The 22,182-nt window shown below is 67.9% G+C and carries 18 protein-coding genes; 10 read left to right on the top strand and 8 right to left on the bottom strand.

The window, feature by feature from the left end; genetic code table 11:
• The first annotated feature begins 17 nt into the window (after positions 1 to 17).
• From F624_RS0125145 to F624_RS0125120, 6 genes are read left to right on the top strand one after another with little or no spacing between them, the layout of a single operon-like run.
• Complete coding sequence (locus F624_RS0125145; RefSeq protein ID WP_019577146.1) at positions 18 to 1,010, top strand: Bug family tripartite tricarboxylate transporter substrate binding protein; 993 nt, start codon at positions 18 to 20, stop codon at positions 1,008 to 1,010.
• A 26-nt stretch (positions 1,011 to 1,036) separates the two neighbouring features.
• On the top strand, positions 1,037 to 2,041 hold the full coding sequence (locus F624_RS0125140; RefSeq protein ID WP_019577145.1) for a Bug family tripartite tricarboxylate transporter substrate binding protein: 1,005 nt from the start codon (positions 1,037 to 1,039) through the stop codon (positions 2,039 to 2,041).
• A complete protein-coding gene (locus F624_RS0125135) occupies positions 2,038 to 3,300 on the top strand; it encodes a CaiB/BaiF CoA transferase family protein (RefSeq protein ID WP_019577144.1) in 1,263 nt (420 codons plus the stop codon). Before F624_RS0125140 ends, F624_RS0125135 begins: the two co-directional genes overlap by 4 nt.
• Before the next feature lie 37 nt (positions 3,301 to 3,337).
• Positions 3,338 to 4,513, top strand: coding sequence for an acyl-CoA dehydrogenase family protein (locus F624_RS0125130; protein WP_019577143.1), 1,176 nt, complete (start codon positions 3,338 to 3,340; stop codon positions 4,511 to 4,513).
• Between the two features lie 37 nt (positions 4,514 to 4,550).
• Positions 4,551 to 5,573 (top strand): acyl-CoA dehydrogenase family protein, encoded by a 1,023-nt coding sequence (locus F624_RS0125125; RefSeq protein ID WP_019577142.1) that lies wholly within the window; start codon positions 4,551 to 4,553, stop codon positions 5,571 to 5,573.
• A gap of 19 nt (positions 5,574 to 5,592) precedes the next feature.
• Complete coding sequence (locus F624_RS0125120) at positions 5,593 to 6,396, top strand: crotonase/enoyl-CoA hydratase family protein (protein ID WP_019577141.1); 804 nt, start codon at positions 5,593 to 5,595, stop codon at positions 6,394 to 6,396.
• Positions 6,397 to 6,414: 18 nt separating this feature from the next.
• Here F624_RS0125120 and F624_RS0125115 read toward each other — a convergent pair whose 3' ends face one another.
• The 4 genes from F624_RS0125115 to F624_RS0125100 form a co-directional block, all read right to left on the bottom strand.
• A complete protein-coding gene (locus F624_RS0125115) occupies positions 6,415 to 7,896 on the bottom strand; it encodes an efflux transporter outer membrane subunit (RefSeq protein ID WP_019577140.1) in 1,482 nt (493 codons plus the stop codon).
• Complete coding sequence (locus F624_RS0125110) at positions 7,893 to 9,218, bottom strand: efflux RND transporter periplasmic adaptor subunit (RefSeq protein ID WP_157443632.1); 1,326 nt, start codon at positions 9,216 to 9,218, stop codon at positions 7,893 to 7,895. The genes F624_RS0125115 and F624_RS0125110 overlap by 4 nt, the downstream gene beginning before the upstream one ends.
• 1 nt (position 9,219) lies before the next feature.
• Entirely contained in the window at positions 9,220 to 12,441 is a 3,222-nt protein-coding gene (locus F624_RS0125105; protein ID WP_019577138.1) for an efflux RND transporter permease subunit, read from the bottom strand.
• 222 nt (positions 12,442 to 12,663) lie between these two features.
• Positions 12,664 to 15,162, bottom strand: a complete 2,499-nt coding sequence (locus tag F624_RS0125100; RefSeq protein WP_051107514.1) for an EAL domain-containing protein — start codon at positions 15,160 to 15,162, stop codon at positions 12,664 to 12,666.
• Positions 15,163 to 15,645: 483 nt separating this feature from the next.
• Here F624_RS0125100 and ccoG point away from each other — a divergent pair, with 483 nt between their 5' ends.
• Positions 15,646 to 17,082, top strand: a complete 1,437-nt coding sequence (gene ccoG, locus F624_RS0125095) for a cytochrome c oxidase accessory protein CcoG (RefSeq protein ID WP_031256220.1) — start codon at positions 15,646 to 15,648, stop codon at positions 17,080 to 17,082.
• On the opposite strand, the gene F624_RS0125090 is transcribed toward ccoG, so the two are convergent.
• From F624_RS0125090 to thiD, 4 genes are all read right to left on the bottom strand, one after another.
• Positions 17,083 to 18,462 (bottom strand): sigma-54 interaction domain-containing protein, encoded by a 1,380-nt coding sequence (locus F624_RS0125090; protein ID WP_019577135.1) that lies wholly within the window; start codon positions 18,460 to 18,462, stop codon positions 17,083 to 17,085.
• A gap of 101 nt (positions 18,463 to 18,563) precedes the next feature.
• Positions 18,564 to 18,743, bottom strand: coding sequence for a hypothetical protein (locus tag F624_RS0125085; protein ID WP_019577134.1), 180 nt, complete (start codon positions 18,741 to 18,743; stop codon positions 18,564 to 18,566).
• Positions 18,744 to 18,868: 125 nt separating this feature from the next.
• Complete coding sequence (hemL, locus tag F624_RS0125080; protein ID WP_019577133.1) at positions 18,869 to 20,185, bottom strand: glutamate-1-semialdehyde 2,1-aminomutase; 1,317 nt, start codon at positions 20,183 to 20,185, stop codon at positions 18,869 to 18,871.
• Positions 20,169 to 21,101 (bottom strand): bifunctional hydroxymethylpyrimidine kinase/phosphomethylpyrimidine kinase, encoded by a 933-nt coding sequence (thiD, locus tag F624_RS0125075; RefSeq protein ID WP_019577132.1) that lies wholly within the window; start codon positions 21,099 to 21,101, stop codon positions 20,169 to 20,171. Before thiD ends, hemL begins: the two co-directional genes overlap by 17 nt.
• Positions 21,102 to 21,193: 92 nt before the next feature.
• On the opposite strand from thiD, the gene F624_RS34380 reads away from it, so the two are divergent.
• Genes F624_RS34380 through F624_RS0125065 form a run of 3 tightly spaced genes read left to right on the top strand, consistent with a single transcriptional unit; the run spans position 21,194 to position 22,181 of the window.
• Positions 21,194 to 21,367, top strand: a complete 174-nt coding sequence (locus F624_RS34380; protein WP_084461699.1) for a rubredoxin — start codon at positions 21,194 to 21,196, stop codon at positions 21,365 to 21,367.
• A 50-nt stretch (positions 21,368 to 21,417) separates the two neighbouring features.
• Positions 21,418 to 21,816, top strand: coding sequence for a response regulator (locus F624_RS0125070; RefSeq protein WP_019577131.1), 399 nt, complete (start codon positions 21,418 to 21,420; stop codon positions 21,814 to 21,816).
• The gene (locus F624_RS0125065) at positions 21,816 to 22,181 is read left to right on the top strand and encodes a response regulator (protein ID WP_019577130.1); all 366 of its coding nucleotides are present in this window, start codon (positions 21,816 to 21,818) and stop codon (positions 22,179 to 22,181) included. Before F624_RS0125070 ends, F624_RS0125065 begins: the two co-directional genes overlap by 1 nt.
• Position 22,182 lies beyond the last annotated feature (1 nt).

The raw sequence follows: 22,182 nt of genomic DNA, 5'->3' as shown, positions 1-22,182 counted from the left end.
CACCCAGGAGCCCCGGCATGCAGCCCAGACCCTTTTTGCGACGCACCCTGGCCGGCCTGGCGCTGGCCGGCTTGTCCTCCCTGGCCCTGGGCCAGGCGGCCCCGGCGTCTTCCCGCTACCCCGACAAGCCCTTGCGCCTGGTGCTGGCCTTTCCGCCCGGCGGCCCGACCGATCTGGTGGCCCGCGTGCTGGCGCAGAAGCTGGGCGAGCAACTGGGGCAGTCGGTGCTGGTCGACAACCGCCCCGGCGCCAACGGCAACATCGCGGCCGAGATGGTGGCCCGCGCCCCGGCCGACGGCTACACCCTGTTCTACAACACCTCGGCTGTGGCGCTCAGCCCGGCGCTGTACAAGAAGCTCAGCTACGACGTGCGCGCCGACTTTGCCCCGGTGGCCCTCACCGCGGTGATCCCCCTGGTGCTGGTGGTGCACCCCTCGCTGCCGGTGCACACGCCTGCCGAGTTCCTGGCCTACGCCCGGGCCCAGGGCGAGCGGCTCACCTTCGGCTCGGCAGGCAACGGCAACATCACCCACCTGGGCGCCTTTCTGCTGCTCAAGGGGCAGGGCCTGCAGGCCACCCATGCGCCCTACAAAGGCAGCGCGCCGGCCCTGACCGACCTGGTGGGCGGGCAGCTGCAGTTCATGACCGACACCGTCAACTCGGCCTTGCCCTTCATCCGCGACAAGCGCCTGCGCGCCCTGGCCGTCACCAGCCTCAAGCGCACCAGCGTGCTGCCCGAGGTGCCCACCCTCAGCGAGACCGTGGCCCCGGGCTTCGAGGTGGGCGCCTGGCAGGGCCTGCTGGTGCCGGCGCGCACCCCGCCCGAGATCGTGAGCCGGCTCAACGCCGAGCTGCTCAAGGCCCTGGCCAGCCCCGATGTGCGCGCCAAGCTGGCCCAACAGGGCGCCGAGCCCCTGGGCTCGACCCCGGCCGAATACGGCGCCTACATCGACAGCGAAATCCGCCGCTGGACCGAGGTGGTGCGCCAGACCGGCGCCGCCCTCGACTGAGCGATGCCGAACTCTGGAGACCCTCCATGCAACGCAAAACCCTGCTCGCCCTGGGCCTGGCCCTGGGCACCTGCCTGGCGCTGAGCCACCCTTGGGCGCGCGCCCAGGCGAGCGCGCCCCATCTCACCCCCTTGCCCGATGCGGCCAACCGGCCCATCCGCTTCGTGGTGCCGTTTCCGCCCGGCAGCGGTACCGACACCTCGGCGCGCTACTTCGCCCGCAAGCTCACCGAACTCAGTGGCCAGCCGGTGGTGGTCGACAACCGGGCCGGCGGCAACGGTTTCATCGCGGTGCGCGCCGTGCTGGCGGCCCCGGCCGATGGCAGCACGGTGTTCGTGGGCAGCAACTCCACCCTGGCCGTGAATGCCGCCTTGTTCAAGTCGCTGCCCTATGACCCGGTGGCCGACTTTGCGCCCCTGTCGATGCTGATGCGCTCACCCGCCTTGCTGGTGGTGCCCGGCCAGGCCGAGCAGCAGACCCTGGGCGACCTGATCAGCGCCGCTCGGGCCCGGCCCGATGCGCTCAACTACGGCGCCGGCTCGGCGGGCTACCAGCTGATGGCCGAGCTGTTCAACGACGCCGCCCGGGTGCAGACCCACCACGTGCCCTTCAAGGGCGCGGGCGAGGCGGTGACCGCCGTGGTGGGCGGCACCGTGCAATTTGCCTTTGCCGAGACCACCAGCGCCCAGGAGCTGATCAAGGGCGGCAAACTCAAGGCCCTGGCCGTGGCCTCCGAGCGCCGCGTGCCGGCGCTGCCCACCATCCCCACCGCCGCCGAGGCCGGCCTGCCCGGCTTCAGCGCCTACACCTGGGTGGCCGCCATGGTCTCGGCCAAGACCCCGCGCGCCGAGGTCGAGCGCCTGGCCGCGCTGTTCACCCGCATCGAAGGCCTGCCCGAGACCCGCGAGTTCTACGAACGCCTGGGCGCCGAGGTGATGTCGGGCGGGCCCGAGGAGATGCGCGCCTTCCAGGCCAGCGAGATCCAGCTCTGGAAACGCATCGCCCAGAAGGCCCGGGTGGAGCTGCAATGAGCACCGACCAGGCCACACCCGCTCCATCCAACGTGGGCGCATTGGCCGGCCTGCGCGTGCTCGACCTGTCGCGTGTGCTGGCCGGCCCCTGGGCCAGCCAGACCCTGGGCGACCTGGGTGCCGAGGTGATCAAGGTCGAGCGCCCGGGTGTCGGCGACGACACCCGGCTGTGGGGCCCGCCCTTCTTGAAGGATGCGTTGGGCGAGGCCAGCCACGAGTCGGCCTACTACCTGTGCGCCAACCGCAACAAGCGCTCCATCGCGGTCGACCTGACCCAGCCCGCGGGGCAGGAGCTGATCCGTCGCCTGGCGCAGGGCAGCGATGTGCTGATCGAGAACTTCAAGGTCGGCGGCCTGCGCGCCTACGGCCTCGATGCCCAGACCCTGTGCGCGCTCAACCCGCGCCTGGTGTACTGCTCGATCACCGGCTTTGGCCAGACCGGGCCCTACGCCGCCCGTGCGGGTTACGACTTTCTCATGCAGGGCATGGGCGGGCTGATGAGCGTCACCGGCCGGCCCGAGGGCGAGCCCGGGGCCGGCCCGTTGAAGGTGGGCGTGGCGCTGACCGACATCCTCACCGGCCTGTACGCCAGCACCGCGGTGCTGGCCGCCCTGCGCGCCCGGGATCAGACCGGGCGCGGCCAGCACATCGACCTGGCCCTGCTCGATGTGCAGGTGGCCTGCCTGGCCAACCAGGGCATGAACTACCTCTACAGCGGCCAGCTGCCTCAGCGCATGGGCAATGCCCACCCCAACACCGTGCCTTACCAGGACTTCCCGACCGCCGACGGCGACATGATCCTGGCCATCGGCAACGACAGCCAGTTCGCCCGCTTCTGCACCGAGGCCGGCCACCCCGAGTGGGCGCAAGACCCGCGCTACGCCAGCAACAGCGCCCGCCTGGCCCACCGCGCCACGCTGATCCCGCTGCTGCGCCAATGCACGGTCAGGCACACCACGGCCGACTGGGTGGCGCGGCTGGAGGCGGCCGGCGTGCCCTGCGGCCCCATCAACAACATGGCCCAGGTGTTTGCCGACCCTCAGCTGCAGTCGCGCGGCGTGATCACCCACTTGCCGCACCCGGTGCCCGGGGCCGACATCCCGCTGGTGGCCAGCCCCATCCGCCTGTCGGACACCCCGGTGCAATACCGCCACGCCCCGCCCACCCTGGGCCAGCACACCCGTGCCGTGCTGGCCGAGCGCCTGGGCCTGGGCGAGGCCGAACTCGATCAACTGACGCAACAAGGGGTGCTGGCATGAATCGCCTCGCCTCATGTCACCTCACAAGGATTGCTGAATGAGTGCCCTCGACTCTCTGGACCTGACCCCCATCCCCGCCGAGGACGAGGCTTTGCGCGCCCCCGTGCGGGCCTTTCTGGCTGAGGCCTTGCGTGGCGTGCCCGGCGTCACCCGGGCGCGCTCCTGGTCGGGCTACGACCCGGCCTTCAGCCGGGCGCTGGGCGCGCAGGGCTGGCTGGGCATCACCCTGCCCACCGCCTATGGCGGCGGCGGGCGCAGCCCCTATGCCCGCTATGTGCTGGTGGAAGAGTTCCTCAACGCTGGCGCCCCTGTGGGCTCGCACTGGATTGCCGACCGCCAGAGCGGCCCGCTGATCCTCAAATACGGCACCGAGGCGCAGAAGCGTCACTACCTGCCGGCCATCTGCCGCGGCGAGGCCTTCTTCTGCATCGGCATGAGCGAGCCCGGCGCCGGCTCCGACCTGGCCAGCGTGCGCAGCCGCGCCACCCGCACCGACACCGGCTGGCGCCTGAACGGCCAGAAGATCTGGACCACCAACGCCCACCACTGCCATTACATGATCGCGCTGGTGCGCAGCTCGGGCGAGGCCGGCGACCGCCAGCAGGGCCTGTCGCAATTCATCGTCGACCTGTCGCTGCCCGGGGTCACGGTGCGGCCCATCACCGATCAATCGGGCGACCGCCATTTCTGCGAGGTCTTCTTCGACGAGGTGGCGCTGGCGCCCGAAGCCCTGATCGGGGCCGAGGGCCAGGGCTGGGCCCAGGTGACGGCCGAGCTGGCCTTTGAGCGCAGCGGGCCCGAGCGCCTGTACTCCAGCATCGTGCTGTTCGACGAATGGCTGGCTTTTGTGCGGCAGGACGCCGCCACCCACCCGCAACGCAACACGGCGGCCCTGCGGCTGGCCGGCCGGGTGCTGGCCCAACTGGCGCCCTTGCGTGCCATGTCGGTGGCGGTCACCGGGCGGCTGGCGCGGGGCGACAGCCCGGTGGTCGAGTCGGCCCTGGTCAAAGACCTGGGCACCGGCGTCGAGCAGCTGATCCCGGCCGCCCTGGCCGACGACCTGGGCACCCGCCTGGCCGAGGGCCAGAGCGTGCCCCTGGGCCTGCTGCACACGCTGAACTATGTGATCCAGGTGGCGCCCTCGTACTCGCTGCGTGGCGGCACGCGCGACATCCTGCGCGGCATGATCGCGCGCGGCCTGGGGCTGCGCTGATGCGCCGCCTGACCACCCCATCGAGAAAGGCCGTTTGATGAACGACGAGCAAGACCTTTTTGCCGCCTCGCTGCGCACCCTGCTGCAGGCCCACGCCGACCCGGCCGTGGTGCGCGCCGTCGAGGCCGGTGGCCCGGCCCAGGCCCTGTGGCAGGCCCTGCACGATTCGGGCTTTGCCGATGCCCTGCTGCCCGAGGCCCAGGGCGGCGCCGGCCTCGGGCTGGGCGAGGCCTTTGGCCTGCTGGCCCTGTGCGGCGAGTTCGCGCTGCCCGTGCCGCTGGGCGAGACCCTGCTGGCGCGCGGCCTGCTGGCCCAGGCCGGCCTGGCCTGGCCCGAGGGGCCCCTCACGCTGGCCGCCCAGGCGCTGGACGACGGGGAGCGCCTCGTCTGCACCGGCGTGCCCTGTGCCCGCGTGGCCAGCCATGTGCTGCTGCGCCACCTCGACCGCTGTGCCCTGCTGCCGGTGGCCGAGGCCCGGGTGGAAGCCGCCGGGCTGGCCCAGGAGGCCACGCTGAGCTGGCCGCTGGCCACCTGGCAGGCAGCGCCCGCCTGGCCCGGCGCCCTGCCGCCGCTGCGCGAGCTGCAGGCCGTGCTGTACGCGGCCCAGATGGCTGGCGCCATGAGGGCGGTGTTCGAGCGCAGCCTGCAGCATGCCAACGAGCGCCAGCAGTTCGGCCGCCCGATCGGCAAGTTCCAGGCCATCCAGCACCAGCTCAGCGTGATGGCCGAACTGGTGTTCGCCTCGCGCATGGCCGCTCGCCTGGGCTGCCAGGGCCCCGTGCAGGCGCCCGATCCGCTGCGCGCCGCGCTGGCCAAGGCGCGCTGCAGCGAGGCCGCGCCCGAGGTGGCGGCGCTGGCGCATGCCATCCATGGCGCCATCGGCTTCACCGCCGAGTTCGACCTGCAGCTCTACACGCGCCGCCTGCACGCCTGGCGCCAGGCCGGCGGCAGCGAATCGCACTGGCAGGGCGTGCTGGGCGAGGCGCTGGTGAACGGGCACGAGGGCCTGACGCTGGACCTGCTGCGCCAGCTCACCGATGCCAGCCCGCTCAACGCATGACCTGTTACCGGAGTTCCCCATGACTGATTCGACCCCTTTCCTGAAATCCGAACGCGAGGGCGCGGTCCTCATCCTCACCATGAGCCAGCCCGCCACGCGCAATGCGCTGACCGGCAACACCGCGGTGGCCGAGTTCGTGCAGGCCTGTGATGAAGTGCGCCGCGACCCGGGCGTGCGGGTGGTGATTCTGACCGGCGAGGGCCCGGTGTTCAGCTCGGGCGGCAACGTCAAGGACATGCAGCGCTACGAGCGCGACCGGCCCTCCCCCGACGCCATCCGCGAGGAATACCGCCAGGGCATCCAGCGCCTGCCGCGCGCCCTGTACCAGCTCGACGTGCCGGTGATCGCGGCCATCAACGGGCCCGCCATCGGTGCCGGGCTGGACCTGTGCTGCATGTGCGATCTGCGCATTGCCGCCGAGGGCGCCAGCTTTGCCGAGAGCTTTGTGCGCGTGGGCATCGTGCCCGGCGATGGCGGCGCCTGGCTGCTGCCGCGGGTGGTGGGCCTGTCCAAGGCTTCCGAGATGGCGTTCACGGGTGAGGCCATCGGCGCCGCCGAGGCCCTGGCCTGTGGTCTGGTCTCGCGCGTGGTGCCGGCGGATCAACTGATGGCGGCGGCCCGCGCCCTGGCCGGCAAGATCGCCGCCAACCCGGGCGGCGTGCTGCGCATGACCAAGCGCCTCCTGCGCGAGGGCGAGCGCAGCTCGCTGGAGTCGTTGCTGGAGCTGTCGGCCGCCTACCAGGCCCTGGCCCACACCACCGAAGACCACTTCGAGGCGGTGCGTGCCTTTGTCGAGAAGCGCGCGCCGCGCTTCCAGTCTTGATTCAGGCGGGCTGCTCGTTCAGTCCTGAGCCACACGGGCGGCAGCGGCCAGGCCCTGCGGGGTGTCGGTGGCTTTCCAGCCGCCGCCCAGGGCCTTGATCAACTGCACCGAGGTCAGCAGCTGCTGGCTCTGGTTCTGCACCTGCTGGCGCTGGTAGCCCAGCAGCGTCTGCTGGGCCAGCACCACCTCGAGCAGGCTGGAGGCCCCGGCCCGGTAGCGGGCCTGCGACAGCTCCAGCACCTTGCCGGCGCTTTTCACGGCCTGCTGCAGCGAGCGCTGGGCTTCGCGCAGCGCGGCCTGGGTGGTGAGGCTGTCCTGCACCTCCTGGAAGGCCTGCAGCACGGTCTGCCGGTAGGTGGCGTTGGCCTGCTGGTAGCCGGCCTTGGCCACGTTCACCGCCGCCGTGGTGCGGCCGCCGTCAAACAGGGTCTGGGTGGCGCTCAGGCCCAGTGACCACAGCAGGCTGGGGGCCGAGAACAGCTTGCTGAAGCCGTTGCTGTCGTCGCCATACAGGCTGTTCAGGGTCAGGCTGGGGTAGTAGGCGCTGGTGGCAATGCCGATCTGGGCATTGGCCGCGGCCATGGCCCGCTCGGCGCTGGCGATGTCGGGGCGGCGCTCCAGCAGCGAGGCCGGTGTGCCCAGGGGCAGCTGCGGCGGCTCGGGCAGGCGGGTGTCGGCGGCCAGTTGAAAGCTGGGGGCCGGTTGGCCGGTGAGCGTGGCAATCGCGTGCTCGAAGCGGGCCCGGCTGTCGCGCAGGCCCTGCAGCTGGGCCTCGGTGCCCGAGACCAGGCCTTGCTGCTGTTCCAGGTCGATGCCCGAGACACTGCCCAGGTCGTGCCGGGCGGTGACGAAGTCCAGCGTCTGGCGCTGCGCCTTCAAGGTCTGGTTCAGCACGTCGATCTCGGCATCCAGCCCGCGCAGGGCCAGGTAGCTGCTGGTCAGTTGGGCGGTCAGCACCAGGCGGGTGTTCTCGAAATCGGCACCCGATTGCGCCTGGGCGGCCCGGGCGTTTTCCAGCTGGCGGCGCACCCGGCCGGCCAGGTCCACCTCGTAGCTCACGGTCAGGGCGGTCTGGTAGTCGCTTTGCTCGACCGAGCTGTTGGCGCTGGTGTAGCTGCTCAGCGGCCGGTTGGCCGAGGTGCGAAAGCGCGAGGTGCCGGCCTGCAGGCCCACCCGGGGCAGCAGGGCACCCAGGGCCGAGTCGGTCTGGGCACGGGCCTGGTCCAGGCGTGACTGGGCCAGGGCCAGCGTGTTGTTCTGCTTCAGGGCGGTGTCGACCAGGCCCTGCAGCGTGGCGTCGGCGTACAGCAGCCACCAGGGGCCTTTGAGTTCGTCGTCGCGCGGCTGGCCGGCCTGCCAGCCGGCTTCGGCCTGCCAGTGGGCCGGGGCCGCGGTGGCTGGGCGCACATAGTCGGGCCCCACGGCCGAACAGCCGCCCAGCAGGGCCAGGCCCAGCCAGGCGCCGTGCCGCGCCAGGCGGTGCAGCGCGGGGGCTTTCATGAAGCGCTCCGCTCGGCCTTGGCCGGGGCTTCGGGGGTTGTCGCGGGCTTGGTGTCGGGCTTGGCATCCTTGCCGGCGCCGTCCTTGCCGCCTTCCTTGTTGTTGGCCGGCACCGGCGCGTCGCTGGCCACCACGGCGTCCCCCTCGGCCAGCGAGTCGGGCGGGTTGATGATCAGCTTGTCCTGCGGCGACAGGCCGCTCTGGATCTCGATGCGCACGCCCAGGTCGCGGCCCAGGGTCACCTTCTTGAGCTGCACCTTGCCGTCGACCACGGTGGCCACCAGCGTGCCTTCTGGGCGGAACAGCAGGCCGTTGTTGGGCACGGTCAGCAGCGGCTTGTCGGCGCCGGCGGCCTGCAGGGCCACTTGCACATACGAGCCCGGCAGCAGCTTGCCGTCGGGGTTGGGCAGGTTGATCTCCACCTGCAGCGTGCGAGTTGCGGGGTCGATGGCGCCAGCGGTGCGCACCACCTTGCCGGTGAAGGTCTGGCCCGGCAGCTCAGACAGGGTGACTTGGGCTTCCTGACCGGCCTTGATGCGCGGGGCAAAGCTCTGCGGTGCCGACACGTACAGGCGCAGCACATCGGTCTGCGACAGGGTGAACAGCAGCTTGGGCGCGCCGCCGTTGCCGGCGTCCACCAGGCTGCCCACGTCGATGTTGCGCTTGGTGACCACGCCGCTGAAGGGTGCCACGATGCGGTTGTAAGACAGCTGCAGCTCCAGGCGTTGCACCACCGCCTCGCTGGCGGCCAGGTTGGCCTGCACCAGCTTCAGCGTGTTCTGGCGCTCATCGAGTTCCTGTTGCGACACGGCATCGCGGGCGCGCAGACCCTGCCAGCGCTCGAACGAGGTGCGCGCCAGTTGCAGGTTGGATTGCACCTGGGCCCGGTTGGCCCGGGCCTCGGCCAATTGCTGTTCGATCTCGCCGGTGGCGATCTCGGCCAGCAGGTCGCCCTTGTTGACGCGCGCGCCGATGTCCTTGAACCACTGTTTGACGTAGCCGCTGCTGCGCGCGTAGATGGGCGTCTCGATGTAGCCCTGCAGGCTGCCCGGCAGTTGCAGGGTCTGCTGGCCGCGGCCGGGGCGGGGCGAGACCACGTAGACGTGCACCTTGGCGTTTTCCTGCGTGCTGGCCGCCAGGGCCTTGGCCTGGGCGGCCCGCTCGGTCATCACCAGGGCGGCGCCGGCCCCCAGCACCAGCAGCACGCCCAGGGCGGCCCAGCGCGCGCGCCGCAGCAGCCGGATGCGCTTGATGTTGTGGGCCCCTTCGTGCTGGTGCAGACCGTGGATTCCGATGGAAGAGTGTCGCTGCGCGTGGCTCATATCAGGCATTTCCTTGGGCGGAGAGGGGGGCGGCCGCTTGAAGTCGGCGGGCGGCCCGGCGTTCGAGGGCGCGGTGCACTGCGGCAAACACCACAGGCACGAAGAACAGGGTGGAGACGGTGGCAAACAGCAGGCCGCCGATGGTGGCGCGGCCCAGTGGCGCGTTCTGCTCACCGCCTTCGCCCAGGCCCACGGCCATGGGCAGCATGCCGATGATCATGGCCAGGGCCGTCATCAGCACCGGGCGCAGCCGGGTGGTGCCGGCTTCCAGCGCGGCCGACAGGGGCGGCGCACCGTCCAGCAGGCGCTCACGGGCAAACGAGATCATCAAAATGCTGTTGGCCGTGGCCACGCCCATGGTCATGATGGCCCCGGTGAGCGCGGGCACGCTGAGCGTGGTGGCGGTCAGGAACAGCATCCAGGCAATGCCGGCCAGTGCGGCCGGCAGGGCGGTGATGATGATGAAGGGGTCCACCCAGGACTGGAAGTTGACCACGATCAGCAGGTACACCAGCACGATGGCCATGATCAGGCCCACGCCCAGGCCCAGGTAGGAGCTTTGCATGGTTTCCACCTGGCCGCGCATCTTCACGCTGCTGCCCCGGGGCAGGTCGGCCTTCATGCTGTCGATGGCCTGCTGCACCTCGGCGGCCACGCTGCCCAGGTCGCGCCCGGACACGCTCACGAACACGTCCACCACGGGCTGGATGTTGTAGCGCGACACCACGGTCTGCTCGCGGGTGGGGCGCACGGTGACCAGGTTGCTCATCAGCTGGGCGGGCGGCTGGGCGGCCGCGGTGCTGCCCGTCGGCACGCTGTTGGTGATGGGCACGCCCACCGGGATCTGCAGCAGGTTGTCCAGCGAATCGACCTGGTACTGCGGGGTCTGCACTGCGATGCTGTAGACCACGCCGTTGGCCGGGTTCAGCCAGAAGGCCGGCGCCGTCTGGAAGCTGCCCGACAGCGAGACCAGCAGGTTCTGCGCCACGTTGTTGGCGTTCAGGCCCAGTTGCTGCAACTGGGCGCGGTCGATGTCGAGCTTCTTGGTCGGCTGGTTGATGCGCTGCTGGATGTGCACGTCCACCGCGCCATCGATTTGCCGCACCTTGCTCTGCAGCACGCTGGCCAGGCGGTAGTTTTCGGCGATGTTGGCGCCGCTGAACTGCACGTCGATGGAGGCCGGCTGCCCGAAGTTGAGGATCTGCGTGATGATGTCCGCCGGCTGGAAGAAGATCTCCACACCGGGGAAGCGCTTGGGCAGTTCGGCGCGCAGGCGCTTCACGTGCTCGTCGGTGGGGCCGTGGCCATGGCGCAGGGCGATCTGCACCTCACCGTCCAGCGTGCCGATGGTGCCCGCGTTGCTGTACGACAGGTTGATGCCGCTGTAGGGCAGGCCCAGGTTGTCGAGGATGGTCTCCAGTTCTTCCGGCGGGATCAGCTCACGCACCGCGTTTTCGATGCGGTCAGCCAGGCGGGCCGTCTCTTCGATGCGGGTGCCCGTCGGGGCGCGGAAGTGCAGGCGGATCAGGCCGGCGTCCACGCTCGGAAAGAAGTCGCGCCCCAGCACGCCATACAGCCCGCAGGAGGCGATGCAGAACACCAGAAAGGCGGTGATGAAGCTGGCGCGGCGCGTCAGCAGGCCGCTCAGGATCACCACGTAGACGCCGCGCAGGTTCTCGAAGCCGGCGTCGAAGCTCAGGTAGATGCGGCGGAAGAAGCCCGGCCGGCTGTCGTCCACGGGCGGGGCGTTGCGCATCAGCAGCTTGACCAGGGTGGGCACCAGCGTGCGCGACAGCACGTAGGAGGCCATCATGGCGAACACCACCGATTCAGCCAGCGGCACGAACAGGTAGCGGGCCACGCCAGTCAGGAAGAACATGGGCACGAACACGATGCAGATGCACAGCGTGGAGACAAAGGCCGGCACGGCGATCTCGCCCGCCCCTTCCAGAATCGCCTGCTCCAGCGGCGTGCCCAGGTGCAGGTGGCGCTCGATGTTCTCGATGGTCACGGTGGCGTCGTCCACCAGAATGCCCACCGCCAGGGCCAGACCGCCCAGGGTCATGAGGTTGATGGTCTCGCCCAGGGCGTAGAGCATCAGGATGGCCGACAGCACCGACAGCGGGATCGACACCGCGATGATGCAGGTGCTGCGCCAGTTGCCCAGGAACAGCAGGATCATGGCGGCGGTCAGGCAGGCGGCGATCAGCGCCTCATGGATCACCCCGCTGATGGCGGCCTTCACGAACAGCGACTGGTCGAACAAGGGGGTGATCTTCAGATCGGGCGGCAGGGTTTGGGCCACCGAGGGCAGCAGTTCGCGCAGCTTGGTGACGATCTCCAGGGTGGACGAGCTGCCGTTTTTCAGCACCGACAGCAGCACGCCGCGGCTGCCGTCCTGGCGCGCGATGTTGGTCTGGGGGCTGAAGCCGTCGCGCACATTGGCCACGTCGCTGAGGGTGATGGTGGTGCCGTTGCTGGAGCGGATGGGCAGGGCGTTCAGGCCCTCCAGGTTGGCGGGCGAGCCATTCATGGACACCGTGTATTCGGTGTCGCCCAGCTTGGCCGTGCCGCCGGGCAGGATCAGGTTCTGCGCATTGATGGCGTTCACCACATCCGAGGGGGTCAGGCCCTTGGCCTGCAGGGCCCGGGTGTTCAGGTCCACCGAGACCACCCGGTTCTTGCCGCCGTAGGGGAAGGGCACGGCCGCGCCGGGAATGGTGATCAGGCGTGGCCGCAGAAAGTTGACGGCGGCATCGAACAGGCCTTGCTCCGACATGGACGGGCTGGCCAGGCCCAGCTGGATCACCGGGATGCTGGAGGCGGAATACTTGATCACCAGCGGTGGGGTGATGCCTGGCGGCATCTGGCGCACGATGGCCTGCACCGAAGAGGTCACCTGGGCCAGCGCGGTCTGGATGTTGGCATCGGGCTGGAAGAACACCTTGATCACCGCAATGCCGGCCAGCGACTGCGACTCGATGTGCTCGATGTCGTTGACCGTGGTGGTCAGCGAGCGTTCATTGACGTTGGTGATGCGGGTGCCCACCTCCTGGGCGGACAGGCCGGAGTAGTTCCAGATGATGCTGATCACCGGGATGTTGATTTCCGGAAAGATGTCGGTGGCCATGCGCATCAGCGCCAGGGGGGTGGCCAGCACGATCAGCAAGGCCATCACGATGAACGTGTAGGGTCGGCGCAGCGCAATATTGACGATCCACATGGGGCAGGCATCCGGTTGGCAGACAGGCGTGGCGTGTTCGGGCCCATCCCCTGATGGTGCTGCCGACGCTCAACGTAACCAAACATTTTGCAGGAGAAGCATGACCCGGGCCGGTGCCGGGCCATGGCAGGCCCGGTAAAGCCCGGGGCCAGCATGGCTTCGTGCTGGTTTCTCTGAAAAAAATGCTGGTACTGATTATTTTGACTTGGATTGGCCCGACGGCTATGGCAGCCAATCAGCTGCCAGCAGACGGGGGGGCAGCGCGGGTGCGTAGTGGTAGCCCTGGGCCTCGTCGCAGCCGAGCGCCAGCAGGGTGCGTGCCTGTTCGGGCGTCTCCACCCCTTCCGCCACGGTGCGCAGACGAAGGGCCTGTGCCATGCTGATGACGGCCGTCACGATGGCCTGGTCGGCGGGTGCGCGCAGCATGTCACGTACGAAGCTCATGTCGATCTTCAGCTTGCCGACCGGGAAATTCTTCAATTGCGCCATCGAGGCATAGCCGGTACCGAAATCGTCCAGTGTCAGGTTGAAGCCCGCGGCCACCAACTGGCTGGCCACGCGCCGGGCGCGCTCGGGGTCGAGCATCATCGCGGTCTCGGTGATCTCCAGTTCGATCGCCTCGGGCCGGGCGCCGGCCGCGCGCACCAACTGGGTCGCCCGGTCCGGAAAGGATTCGTCGCTCATCTGGGCGGCCGATACGTTCACCGCGATCGGCGGGGCCGGCCGCAGGGCGGGCCCGGACCATGCGGCCCACTGACGGCTGGCTTCGTGCAACGCCCAGTCCCCCAGTTGAACGATCAGCCCGCGCTCTTCCGCCACGGGCACGAATTCGCCCGGGCTGATTGGGCCCAGTTCCGGGTCGTCCCAGCGGGCCAGGGCTTCCAGGCCGGTCAGCCGACCGCTGTGCAGATCGATCTTGGGCTGGTAATGCAGGTGCAGGCCGCCGCGGCTCAAGGCCTTGGCCAGGCGCGTGGCCAGGGTGTTGCGGCGGTGCAGTCGTTCACTCATCTGCTGCTCATACAACTGGCAATGACCGCCACCCAACGATTTGGCCTTGAACATGGCCAGATCGGCATGCTTGAGCAGTTCTTCGACCGTGTGCCCCTGGCTGGGGAACAGCGCCATGCCGATGCTCACACCCACCTCGACCGGGGGCGTTGCGGTGCCGATCGGCTGGGCCAGGGTGTGCATCAGGTGGCGGCTGATGTGCCGGGCGTCTTCCAGGCCGTCGATTTCACAGGCCACCATGAACTCGTCGCCACCGATGCGTGCCAGCAACTGGTCTTTGCACAGCAGGGCCTGGCAGCGTTGCGCCACCTCGCGCAGCACATGGTCGCCCATGGCGTGACCCAGGATGTCGTTGATCTCCTGCAGGCGATCCAGGTCGAGGAACAGCAAGGCCAGTTGCCGACCGGCGCGCTCGCAGCGGTCCAGCATCTGCTGCGCCAGCACCAGGCCATGGGTCCGGTTCGGCAGCCCGGTCAGCACGTCGTAGAACGCCAGGCGCTGCAGGTGTTCGGCCGCCAGGTGGCGCTCCGAGGTGTCTAGCAAGGTGCCGTGGCCTTTCAAGGGTTGGCCGTGGGCGTCGTATTCCAGACGGCCACGCGCCTCCACCCAGCGCAGCCTCTGCCCAATCTGGATGCGGTGCTCCACCCGAAACGGGGCGCCGTTCAGGGCGGCCTGCCAGGCCTTCTCCACGCTCTCGCGGTCTTCGGCATGAATGTGCTCCATCAGGCCCTGGAAGGTGCAGACCTCGTCTTCAGGCCAGTTCAGGATGCTGCAGGCCTGGGCGCTGAGCAGCATCACGTCGGTGGCCAGGTCGATCTGCCAGGTGCCGACGCTGGCCACGGCCTGGGCATTGAGCAGGTCACGCGTCAGGCGGGTCTGCTGACGCAGGTCTTCAAACACCAGCAGCAGGTGGGGCTCTCCCCCGTCTGGGGCATCGCGCAAAAGGCTCGCGGTGGCACGCACTGGAATGGCCAGGGCCTGGGGATGCCCGCTGCGGCACAGCGTGAGGGTTTCGCAGACCAGGTTCTGTTGGAAGACCTGCTCCGCCAGGGTGATCAAGGGTGTCACGTCCAGCCAGTCGTGCAGCGCGCTTCCGAGGAGGCTGCCCGCAGGCAGGTTCAACAGGCTTTCCACCGCCGGGTTGGCGAAGACCACGTTCAGGTCCGGGGTGAGCACCAGCGTGCCGCAGGGCAGGCCGGCAAAGGCCGCGCCGTAACTGCCCAGCCGTGGTGATGCGCGCTGGCGATGCCGTTGCAGCGCGTCGGTGGTCAAGCCCATGTCGTGCATCAGCAATTTGCTCAGGGCCAACATCAGCTTCAGCAGTTCGTCGGGGTGCGCGGCGTTGGCCTGCACCAGGCAGGGAAGCACGGTCTGCAGGTAGTGCCGGTAGGCCTCGGCCAGCCAGCTGGGCGGCAGGTCCAGGCGGGCCATGGCCAGACCCATCTGGTCCCGGCTTTGCCGATAGCCCTCGCCATAGGGCCCCTCTGTGAGGCTGGTGAAGTAGGCGGTTTGCAGTTGTTGCAACTGCGTCTCCGAGGCGTCGTCGGGGCGGTGTGCCTGGCTGATGGGCTCTTGCAGCAGATGCTTTGCAGCGGCCTGGAACACCCCGGGGCAGTTTTGCAGCAATTGCTGGTGCAGACGCTGCAGGAGGCTCAGGTCGGCTGCGGCCAGCGTGTGCAAGGGCGGATGCTCTGGACTGTTGACATGTGCCATGGGGCAAGCTCGGAGTGTGCAACGGCCTCGGTGTCTGGATCCCAAGCGTTGAAGATGTTGATTTATTTGAAATATATACTAAATATGAAATGCATCAAGCATTTTTCAATCAACAGATGATTTATATGAAATTAAATATCTGTTTTTGATCTGTATATGATTAATGTGATATTTGGCATTGCGCTTCTTTCCGAAGCGATCCGCTGGGCAGCCCATCCGTTCGCTTGCCCTTGGCAGTGCTTGGCAGTTTGTTGGCGCTTAAATGGCAGTTGATGGCAGTCAAATGACTGCCAGAGGCCGGTCAAAATCCAAGCATCAAGCCTAAGCCTTTGTATTTAAAGTACTTTTCTTGGCCGATTGTCCTGGCACGAAAACTGCCCTTAGGAGGCCTTGATCTGAGTGCCCGGTACGTCTCCGGGCGCGTGTCGGCTCATCCGTGTGGCATCGTGTCTGCGGATGGGCATCTCACTGAACCGGGTTGCCATGGATTCCACGCCTTCTTCCTCGAACAAAGTCATCCCCATCGTTGCGGCACCGTCGGACGAGACCGAGGTGTTTCTGTACGCCGCCACCAAGAAGATCCACCCTCGCTCGGTCAGTGGCCTGTTTGCGCGCTGGCGCTGGGGCCTGGTGTTCCTCACCCAGATCGTCTTCTATGGTCTGCCCTGGCTGGAGTGGGGGCAGCGTCAGGCGGTGCTGTTCGATCTGGGGGCCCGGCGCTTCTACCTGTTCGGCATCGTGCTGTACCCGCAGGATTTCATCTACCTGACCGGGCTGCTGGTGATCTCGGCCCTGTCACTGTTCCTGTTCACGGCAGTCGCTGGGCGGCTGTGGTGTGGCTACGCCTGCCCGCAGACGGTGTACACCGAGATCTTCCTGTGGATCGAGCGGCGCTTTGAGGGCGACCGCATGGCCCGCATCCGGCTGGACGAGGCGCCAATGTCGCTCAACAAGCTGTGGCGGCGGGGCGGCAAGCACCTCGTCTGGTTGGCGGTGGCCGTGTGGACGGGCTTCACCTTCGTGGGCTATTTCACGCCGGTGCGCACCCTGGGCCTGGAGGTCTGGACCAACACCCTGGGCCCCTGGGAGACCTTCTGGGTGCTGTTTTATGGTTTTGCCACCTATGGCAACGCCGGCTTCATGCGCGAGCAGGTGTGCAAGTACATGTGCCCCTATGCGCGTTTCCAGAGCGCCATGTTCGACAAGGACACGCTGATCGTCACCTACGACGAGGCGCGCGGCGAGCCCCGTGGCAAGCGTTCGCGCAAGGCCGATCCGGCCGCGCTGAAGCTGGGTGCCTGCGTGGACTGCGAACTGTGCGTGCAGGTGTGCCCCACGGGCATCGACATCCGCAAGGGCTTGCAGTACGAGTGCATCGGTTGCGGCGCCTGTGCCGACGTGTGTGACACCGTGATGGACAAGCTCAACTACCCGCGCGGGCTGGTGCGTTACTCCACCCAGAACGCGGTGCGCAACGGCTGGACGCGGGCGCAGATCCTGCGCCACGTGATGCGCCCCCGGGTGCTGGTGTACGCCACGGTGCTGCTGGCGCTGACCGTGGCCCTGTTCTCCCACCTGATGCTGCGCACCCCGCTGCGCGTGGATGTGGTGCGCGACCGCGCCGCGCTGTCGCGCATCGCCCCGGGCGGCATGCTGGAGAACGTGTACCGGCTGCAGATCATGAACGCCACCGAAAAGCCCCAGACCTACCGGCTCGGCGCCACGGGTCTGGAGGGCTTGAAGCTGGCCTCCGAGGAACGGGTGGAAGTGGGCCCTGCCGAGTCGCGCTGGGTGCCGGTGCGCCTGCAGGTGCCTTATGGATCGGCCCCGGCGGGTTCGCATACCGTGTATTTCTCGATCGGCGCCGAAGGCGGCGATGCCCATGTGTCGGAGAAGTCGGCCTTCCTGGTGCCGCGCTGATCAGGGCTGGCCGGCCAGCCCAAGCTCTTTGAGGCGCCGGTAGAGGGTGCGTTCGCTCAGGCCGAGCTGGCGCGCCAGGTCCTTGCGGCTGCCCTGAAAGCGCGTGGCCAGTTCGCGCAGCGCGTCGGATGTCTGGCCAGCGGCCGGTGGCGGCGGGGCTGGCAGTGCAGCGGTGGCAGCCGATGGGCTGGTGTGGGTGCCGGATTGAAGTGTGTCCGGCGGCAGGTGGGCCAGGCCGATCACGCCATCGTCGGCGAACAGGCGCGCTCGATCGATCACATTGCGCAGCTCGCGGATGTTGCCCGGCCAGGCGTACTGCTGCATGCAGCGCAGCGCCTCGGCGTCGACCCGGTAGCGCAGACTGCCGGCCGGGCTGCGCGCCAGGATGGATTCCACCAGCAGCGGGATGTCGTCGGCCCGCTCGCGCAGGGCGGGCAGGTGCACCGGAAAGGCATTGATGCGGTAGTACAGGTCTTGCCGGAACTGGCCTTGCTCGACCATGCGCGCCAGGGGCTTGTGGGTGGCGGCCACCAGGCGGAAATCGGCGCGCAGGGTCTCGATGCCCCCCACACGCCGGAAGGTGCCCGATTCGATCAGCCGCAGCAGCTTGACCTGCATGCTCAAGGGCACATCGCCCATTTCATCGAGGAACAGCGTGCCCCCGGTGGCGGTCTCCACCAGCCCTTTCTTGCGCTGGGTGGCACCGGTGAAGGCCCCTTTCTCGTAGCCGAACAGCTCGCTCTCGAACAGGGTCTCGGTGAAGCCCGAGCAGTCCACCGTCACAAAGGGGCCGTGGGCGCGTTCGCTGGCCTCATGCAGGGCGCGCGCAAACAAATCCTTGCCGGTGCCCGATTCGCCCAGCAAGAGCACCGGCAGGTTCGAGGGCGCCACGCGCTGCAAGGCGGCCAGGGCCTGGGTGAAGGCGCTCGAATGCCCCACCAGGCCGTCGGCTCTCACCTGGGGTGAGGCACTGCGCAGCGTGGAGAGCCGTTCGACAAAGGCGATCACCTGGCCCTGGTGGTCCTGGATCGGGCGCAGTTCGACGTCGACATGCTCCAGCCCGCGCGGGGTGTGGTGGATGTGCAGCACGCGATCGGCGCGGCGTCGCTCCAGCGCGTGGCGCATCGGGCAGTGCTCGCCGGCCTGGTCGCAGGGCACGTCGTAGTGGTGCGACACCTCATAGCATTTGCGCCCCAGGGGCGAAGCGTCGGCCACCCCGAACTGGCGCCGGTAGGCGGTGTTGGCAGCCAGGATGTTGTAGGCCGGGTCGAGCACCATCATGGGCGCAGGGTCGTGCTCCAGGAAGGACAGCAGCGCGTTGAGCTCGTCCGGGCTGGGCAGTGCCGCCGTGGGGCGGAGCGGGGGGCGGGTGCGGGGCATGGCAGGCAAGCAAGCAGTGGCTGGGCAGTGACTGCCAATACTGCCAAAGAAATGGCAGTTCAGGGGGAATCAGGCAGCGTGGGCGGGGGCTGAGCCGCCACTCAGGGGCGGCCGGTGAGGATCTGGAAACCCCACATCAACAAGCCCGGAATCACCACCGGCAGGGTCAGGAACAGGAACACCGAGGTGAACTGGGCCAGCACGAACAGGTCGATCAGGGTCTGCTTGGCCCACTCCAGCAGATCGACTTCCCAGAAGCGAAGCGGCTTGTTGTTGCTCATGACGCCCTCTTTTCATGGCCGCAGGGCGCGGTCAGTGCTTCATTTTTAGCACAGTGGTGCGCATCTGCAAGGGCTTTGGCCGCACCAGGCCGCACCCGGCCGGGCCGTGGCCCGGCCTGAGGCGCTCAGCCTGCGGCGGCCAGGGTCTTGAAGACCTCGCGGGCAGCAGCCACGGTCTGGGCGATGTCGTCGGCGCTGTGGGCGCTGCTCACAAAGCCGGCTTCATACAGCGCCGGGGCGATGTAGACGCCGCGGTCCAGCAGGCCGTGGAACAGTTGGTTGAAGCGGGCGCTGTCGGTCTTCATGACGGTGGCGTAGTTCTGCGGCAGCTCCGGCATCAGGAAGAAGCCGAACATGCCGCCCTGGCAGTCGGCGCTGAAGGGCACGCCCTCGGCGGCGGCGGCCGCCTTGAGGCCGTCCACCAGTGACAGGGTGCTGGCCGACAGGGCCTCGAAGAAACCGGGCTTGCGGATCTCGCGCAGCGTGGCCAGGCCGCAGGCGGTGGCCACCGGGTTGCCCGACAGGGTGCCGGCCTGGTACACGCCGCCCAGCGGGGCCAGGTGTTCCATGATGGCGCGGCGTGCACCGAAGGCGGCCAGCGGCATGCCGCCGCCAATCACCTTGCCCATCACCGTGATGTCGGGTTCGAAGCCGGGGATGGCCTGGGCGTAGACGCTCTGGGCACTGCCCAGGGCCACGCGGAAGCCCGTCATCACCTCATCGAGGATCAGCAGGGCGCCGTGCTCGGAGCACAGCTCGCGGCAGCGCTTCATGAAAGGCACCGAGGCGCGCACGAAGTTCATGTTGCCGGCGATCGGCTCGATCATCACGCAAGCCAGTTCCTTGCCGTGCACGGCAAAGGCCTCTTCAAGCTGCTCGATGTTGTTGTACTCGAGCACCAGGGTGTGCTGCACCACCTCGGGCGGTACACCGGCGCTGGTGGAGGTGCCGAAGGTGGCCAGGCCCGAGCCCGCCTTGACCAGCAGGGCATCGGCATGGCCGTGGTAGCAGCCCTCGAACTTGATCAGCTTGCTGCGGCCCGTGGCGCCTCGGGCCAGGCGGATCGCGGTCATGCCGGCTTCGGTGCCCGAGCTGACCAGTCGCACCATGTCCATCGAGGGCACCAGGCTCAGGATCTCTTCGGCCAACTCGACCTCGCGCTCGGTGGGGGCGCCGAAAGAGAAACCTTCGAGGGCCGCCTTCTGCACGGCCTCGAGCACGGCAGGGTGGCCATGGCCCAGGATCATCGGGCCCCAGGAGCCGATGTAGTCGATGAAGCGCTGGTCGTTGGCGTCCCAGAAATAGGCGCCTTGGGCGCGTTTCACGAAACGCGGCGTGCCCCCCACGGCGCGGAAGGCGCGCACGGGTGAGTTCACGCCACCGGGGATCACGCGCTTGGCGCGCTCGAACAGGGGCAGGTTCAGGTCAGTGTTGAGTGTCATGGGGAGGAATCACAAACCCGGCCAGCGTGTCGCTGGCGTCGGGGTTCTCGTTGTCGTCTTCACCTTCTTCGGGCTGGGCCCAGAACAGGCGATCGGGGATCACATGGCCCATGCCGGGGCGGAAGCCCGCATCCAGGCAGCGGTCCAGGTAGCTCAGGGCCTCGCTGGTGGCTTCGCCCAGGTCGATGCCGGTGGCCACCAGCGCGGCCAGCGCGGCCGACAGGGTGTCGCCAGCGCCGGCGAACACGGCGTCGAACAGCTCGAACTGCACATGGCCCAGCACGCTTTGCGGGCTGGCCAGCACGTTGTCCACATGCTGCTCGGGCAGCGGAATGCCGGTGACCAGGGTGTAGGGAACGCCTTGTTTGGCGGCGGCAGCGGCGATGTCGCGTGCGGTGGGGGAGCGGTCGCTGTTCCAGTCGGGCAGCAGCCAGCGCCACAGGGTGCTGTGGTTGCCAACCAACACCGAGGTCTGGGGCAGCAGCAGTTCGGAAAACGCGTCCAGGTAGCTGTCGATCTTGTCTTCCTGCCACCACGACAGGTTGGGCATGTAGGCCACCACCGGGATGTCGGGGTAGTCGGAGCTGATCTCGGCGATCGCGCTGAGGTTCTCCGGGTCGCCCACAAAGCCCACCTTGATCACCTGCACCGGCACGTCTTCCAGCATGGTGCGGGCCTGCTCGGTGACCACCTCGTCGTCGAAGGCGGCGTGGTCAAAGATTTCGGAGGTATCGCGGATGTAGCTGCCGGTGACCACGGGCAGGGCATGCCCGCCGACCGAGGCGATCGTCGTGATGTCCGCGGTGAGACCGCCGGCACCGCTCGGGTCGCTGGCGTTGAACACCATCACGCAGGCCGGCGTGCTGTCTTCGTCGCTGGCCGCAGGGGTGCTGGGGGGGGGTGTGAGCGTGGTCATGAAGTCCGGAAATGGGCAGTCTGCTCAGGGTAGCAGAAGCGGCCGCGGGACTCGATACAATCATTGCATTCTATTCGAAGGCCCCTTAAGCTGTGACTGATAACAAAACTTGGATGTGTCTGATTTGTGGCTGGATTTACGACGAATCCACCGGTGCTCCCGAGCATGGCATTGAGCCAGGCACCCCCTGGGAAAAGGTTCCGATGAACTGGACCTGCCCCGAATGCGGAGCCCGCAAGGAAGACTTTGAAATGGTCCAGATCTGAACCCGTGACTCCTTTGCTGGCGTCGATCTGGCGACACGAGGAATGCACTGATGTCCATTGACAGTTCAGGTCTCAAGGTGCTGGTGGTGGACGACAGCAACACCATCCGCCGCAGCGCCGAAATCTTTCTCAAGCAAGGCGGCCATGACGTCCTGCTGGCCGACGACGGCTTTGATGCGCTCGCCAAGGTCAATGACTACGAGCCGCAGCTGATCTTCTGCGACATCCTGATGCCCAAGCTGGATGGCTACCAGACCTGTGCCATCATCAAACGCAATGAGCGCTTTGCTGCGACGCCGGTCGTGATGCTGTCCTCCAAGGACGGCGTGTTCGACAAGGCGCGCGGACGCATGGTGGGTTGTCAGGACTACCTCACCAAACCCTTCACCAAGGACCAGTTGCTGCAGGCCGTGCGGCAATTCGGTATGCCGACTCTAGGAGCGTTGTGATGTCGATTCACAAAGTGCTGATCGTTGACGATTCGAAGACGGAACTGATGTTCCTGTCTGATTTGCTGCAGAAAAGCGGTATGCAGGTCCGCACCGCTGAAAACGCTGACGAAGCATTCAAGCGCCTGGCTGAAGAAAAGCCCGACCTCATCCTGATGGATGTCGTGATGCCCGGCCAGAACGGCTTCCAGCTGACACGCTCGATCAGCCGCGACCCCAAGTACGCCGACGTGCCCATCATCATGTGCACCAGCAAGAACCAGGAAACCGACCGGGTCTGGGGTTTGCGGCAGGGCGCCCGGGGCTACATCACCAAGCCGGTCGATCCTGCCGAGCTCAAGGCCAAGATCAACGCGCTGAACTGAT

The sequence above is a fragment of the Curvibacter lanceolatus ATCC 14669 genome, assembly GCF_000381265.1.
GTDB classification, from domain to species: Bacteria; Pseudomonadota; Gammaproteobacteria; order Burkholderiales; family Burkholderiaceae_C; genus Curvibacter; species Curvibacter lanceolatus.
The sequence above is the reverse complement of the archived record's forward strand: the minus strand, read 5'-3'. Positions and strand labels throughout refer to the sequence as shown.

Excerpts from the sequence above, each read along its gene's own strand:
- F624_RS0125110 (WP_157443632.1), bottom strand. The coding sequence starts at position 9,218 with ATGAGCCACGCGCAGCGACACTCTTCCATCGGAATCCACGGTCTGCAC.
- thiD (WP_019577132.1), bottom strand. The coding sequence starts at position 21,101 with ATGACCACGCTCACACCCCCCCCCAGCACCCCTGCGGCCAGCGACGAA.
- F624_RS0125105 (WP_019577138.1), bottom strand. The coding sequence starts at position 12,441 with ATGTGGATCGTCAATATTGCGCTGCGCCGACCCTACACGTTCATCGTG.
- F624_RS0125100 (WP_051107514.1), bottom strand. The coding sequence starts at position 15,162 with ATGGCACATGTCAACAGTCCAGAGCATCCGCCCTTGCACACGCTGGCC.
- F624_RS0125145 (WP_019577146.1), top strand. The coding sequence starts at position 18 with ATGCAGCCCAGACCCTTTTTGCGACGCACCCTGGCCGGCCTGGCGCTG.
- F624_RS0125135 (WP_019577144.1), top strand. The coding sequence starts at position 2,038 with ATGAGCACCGACCAGGCCACACCCGCTCCATCCAACGTGGGCGCATTG.
- F624_RS0125070 (WP_019577131.1), top strand. The coding sequence starts at position 21,418 with ATGTCCATTGACAGTTCAGGTCTCAAGGTGCTGGTGGTGGACGACAGC.
- F624_RS0125125 (WP_019577142.1), top strand. The coding sequence starts at position 4,551 with ATGAACGACGAGCAAGACCTTTTTGCCGCCTCGCTGCGCACCCTGCTG.
- F624_RS0125120 (WP_019577141.1), top strand. The coding sequence starts at position 5,593 with ATGACTGATTCGACCCCTTTCCTGAAATCCGAACGCGAGGGCGCGGTC.
- F624_RS0125115 (WP_019577140.1), bottom strand. The coding sequence starts at position 7,896 with ATGAAAGCCCCCGCGCTGCACCGCCTGGCGCGGCACGGCGCCTGGCTG.
- F624_RS0125085 (WP_019577134.1), bottom strand. The coding sequence starts at position 18,743 with ATGAGCAACAACAAGCCGCTTCGCTTCTGGGAAGTCGATCTGCTGGAG.
- F624_RS0125140 (WP_019577145.1), top strand. The coding sequence starts at position 1,037 with ATGCAACGCAAAACCCTGCTCGCCCTGGGCCTGGCCCTGGGCACCTGC.
- F624_RS0125065 (WP_019577130.1), top strand. The coding sequence starts at position 21,816 with ATGTCGATTCACAAAGTGCTGATCGTTGACGATTCGAAGACGGAACTG.
- F624_RS0125090 (WP_019577135.1), bottom strand. The coding sequence starts at position 18,462 with ATGCCCCGCACCCGCCCCCCGCTCCGCCCCACGGCGGCACTGCCCAGC.
- ccoG (WP_031256220.1), top strand. The coding sequence starts at position 15,646 with ATGGATTCCACGCCTTCTTCCTCGAACAAAGTCATCCCCATCGTTGCG.
- F624_RS0125130 (WP_019577143.1), top strand. The coding sequence starts at position 3,338 with ATGAGTGCCCTCGACTCTCTGGACCTGACCCCCATCCCCGCCGAGGAC.
- hemL (WP_019577133.1), bottom strand. The coding sequence starts at position 20,185 with ATGACACTCAACACTGACCTGAACCTGCCCCTGTTCGAGCGCGCCAAG.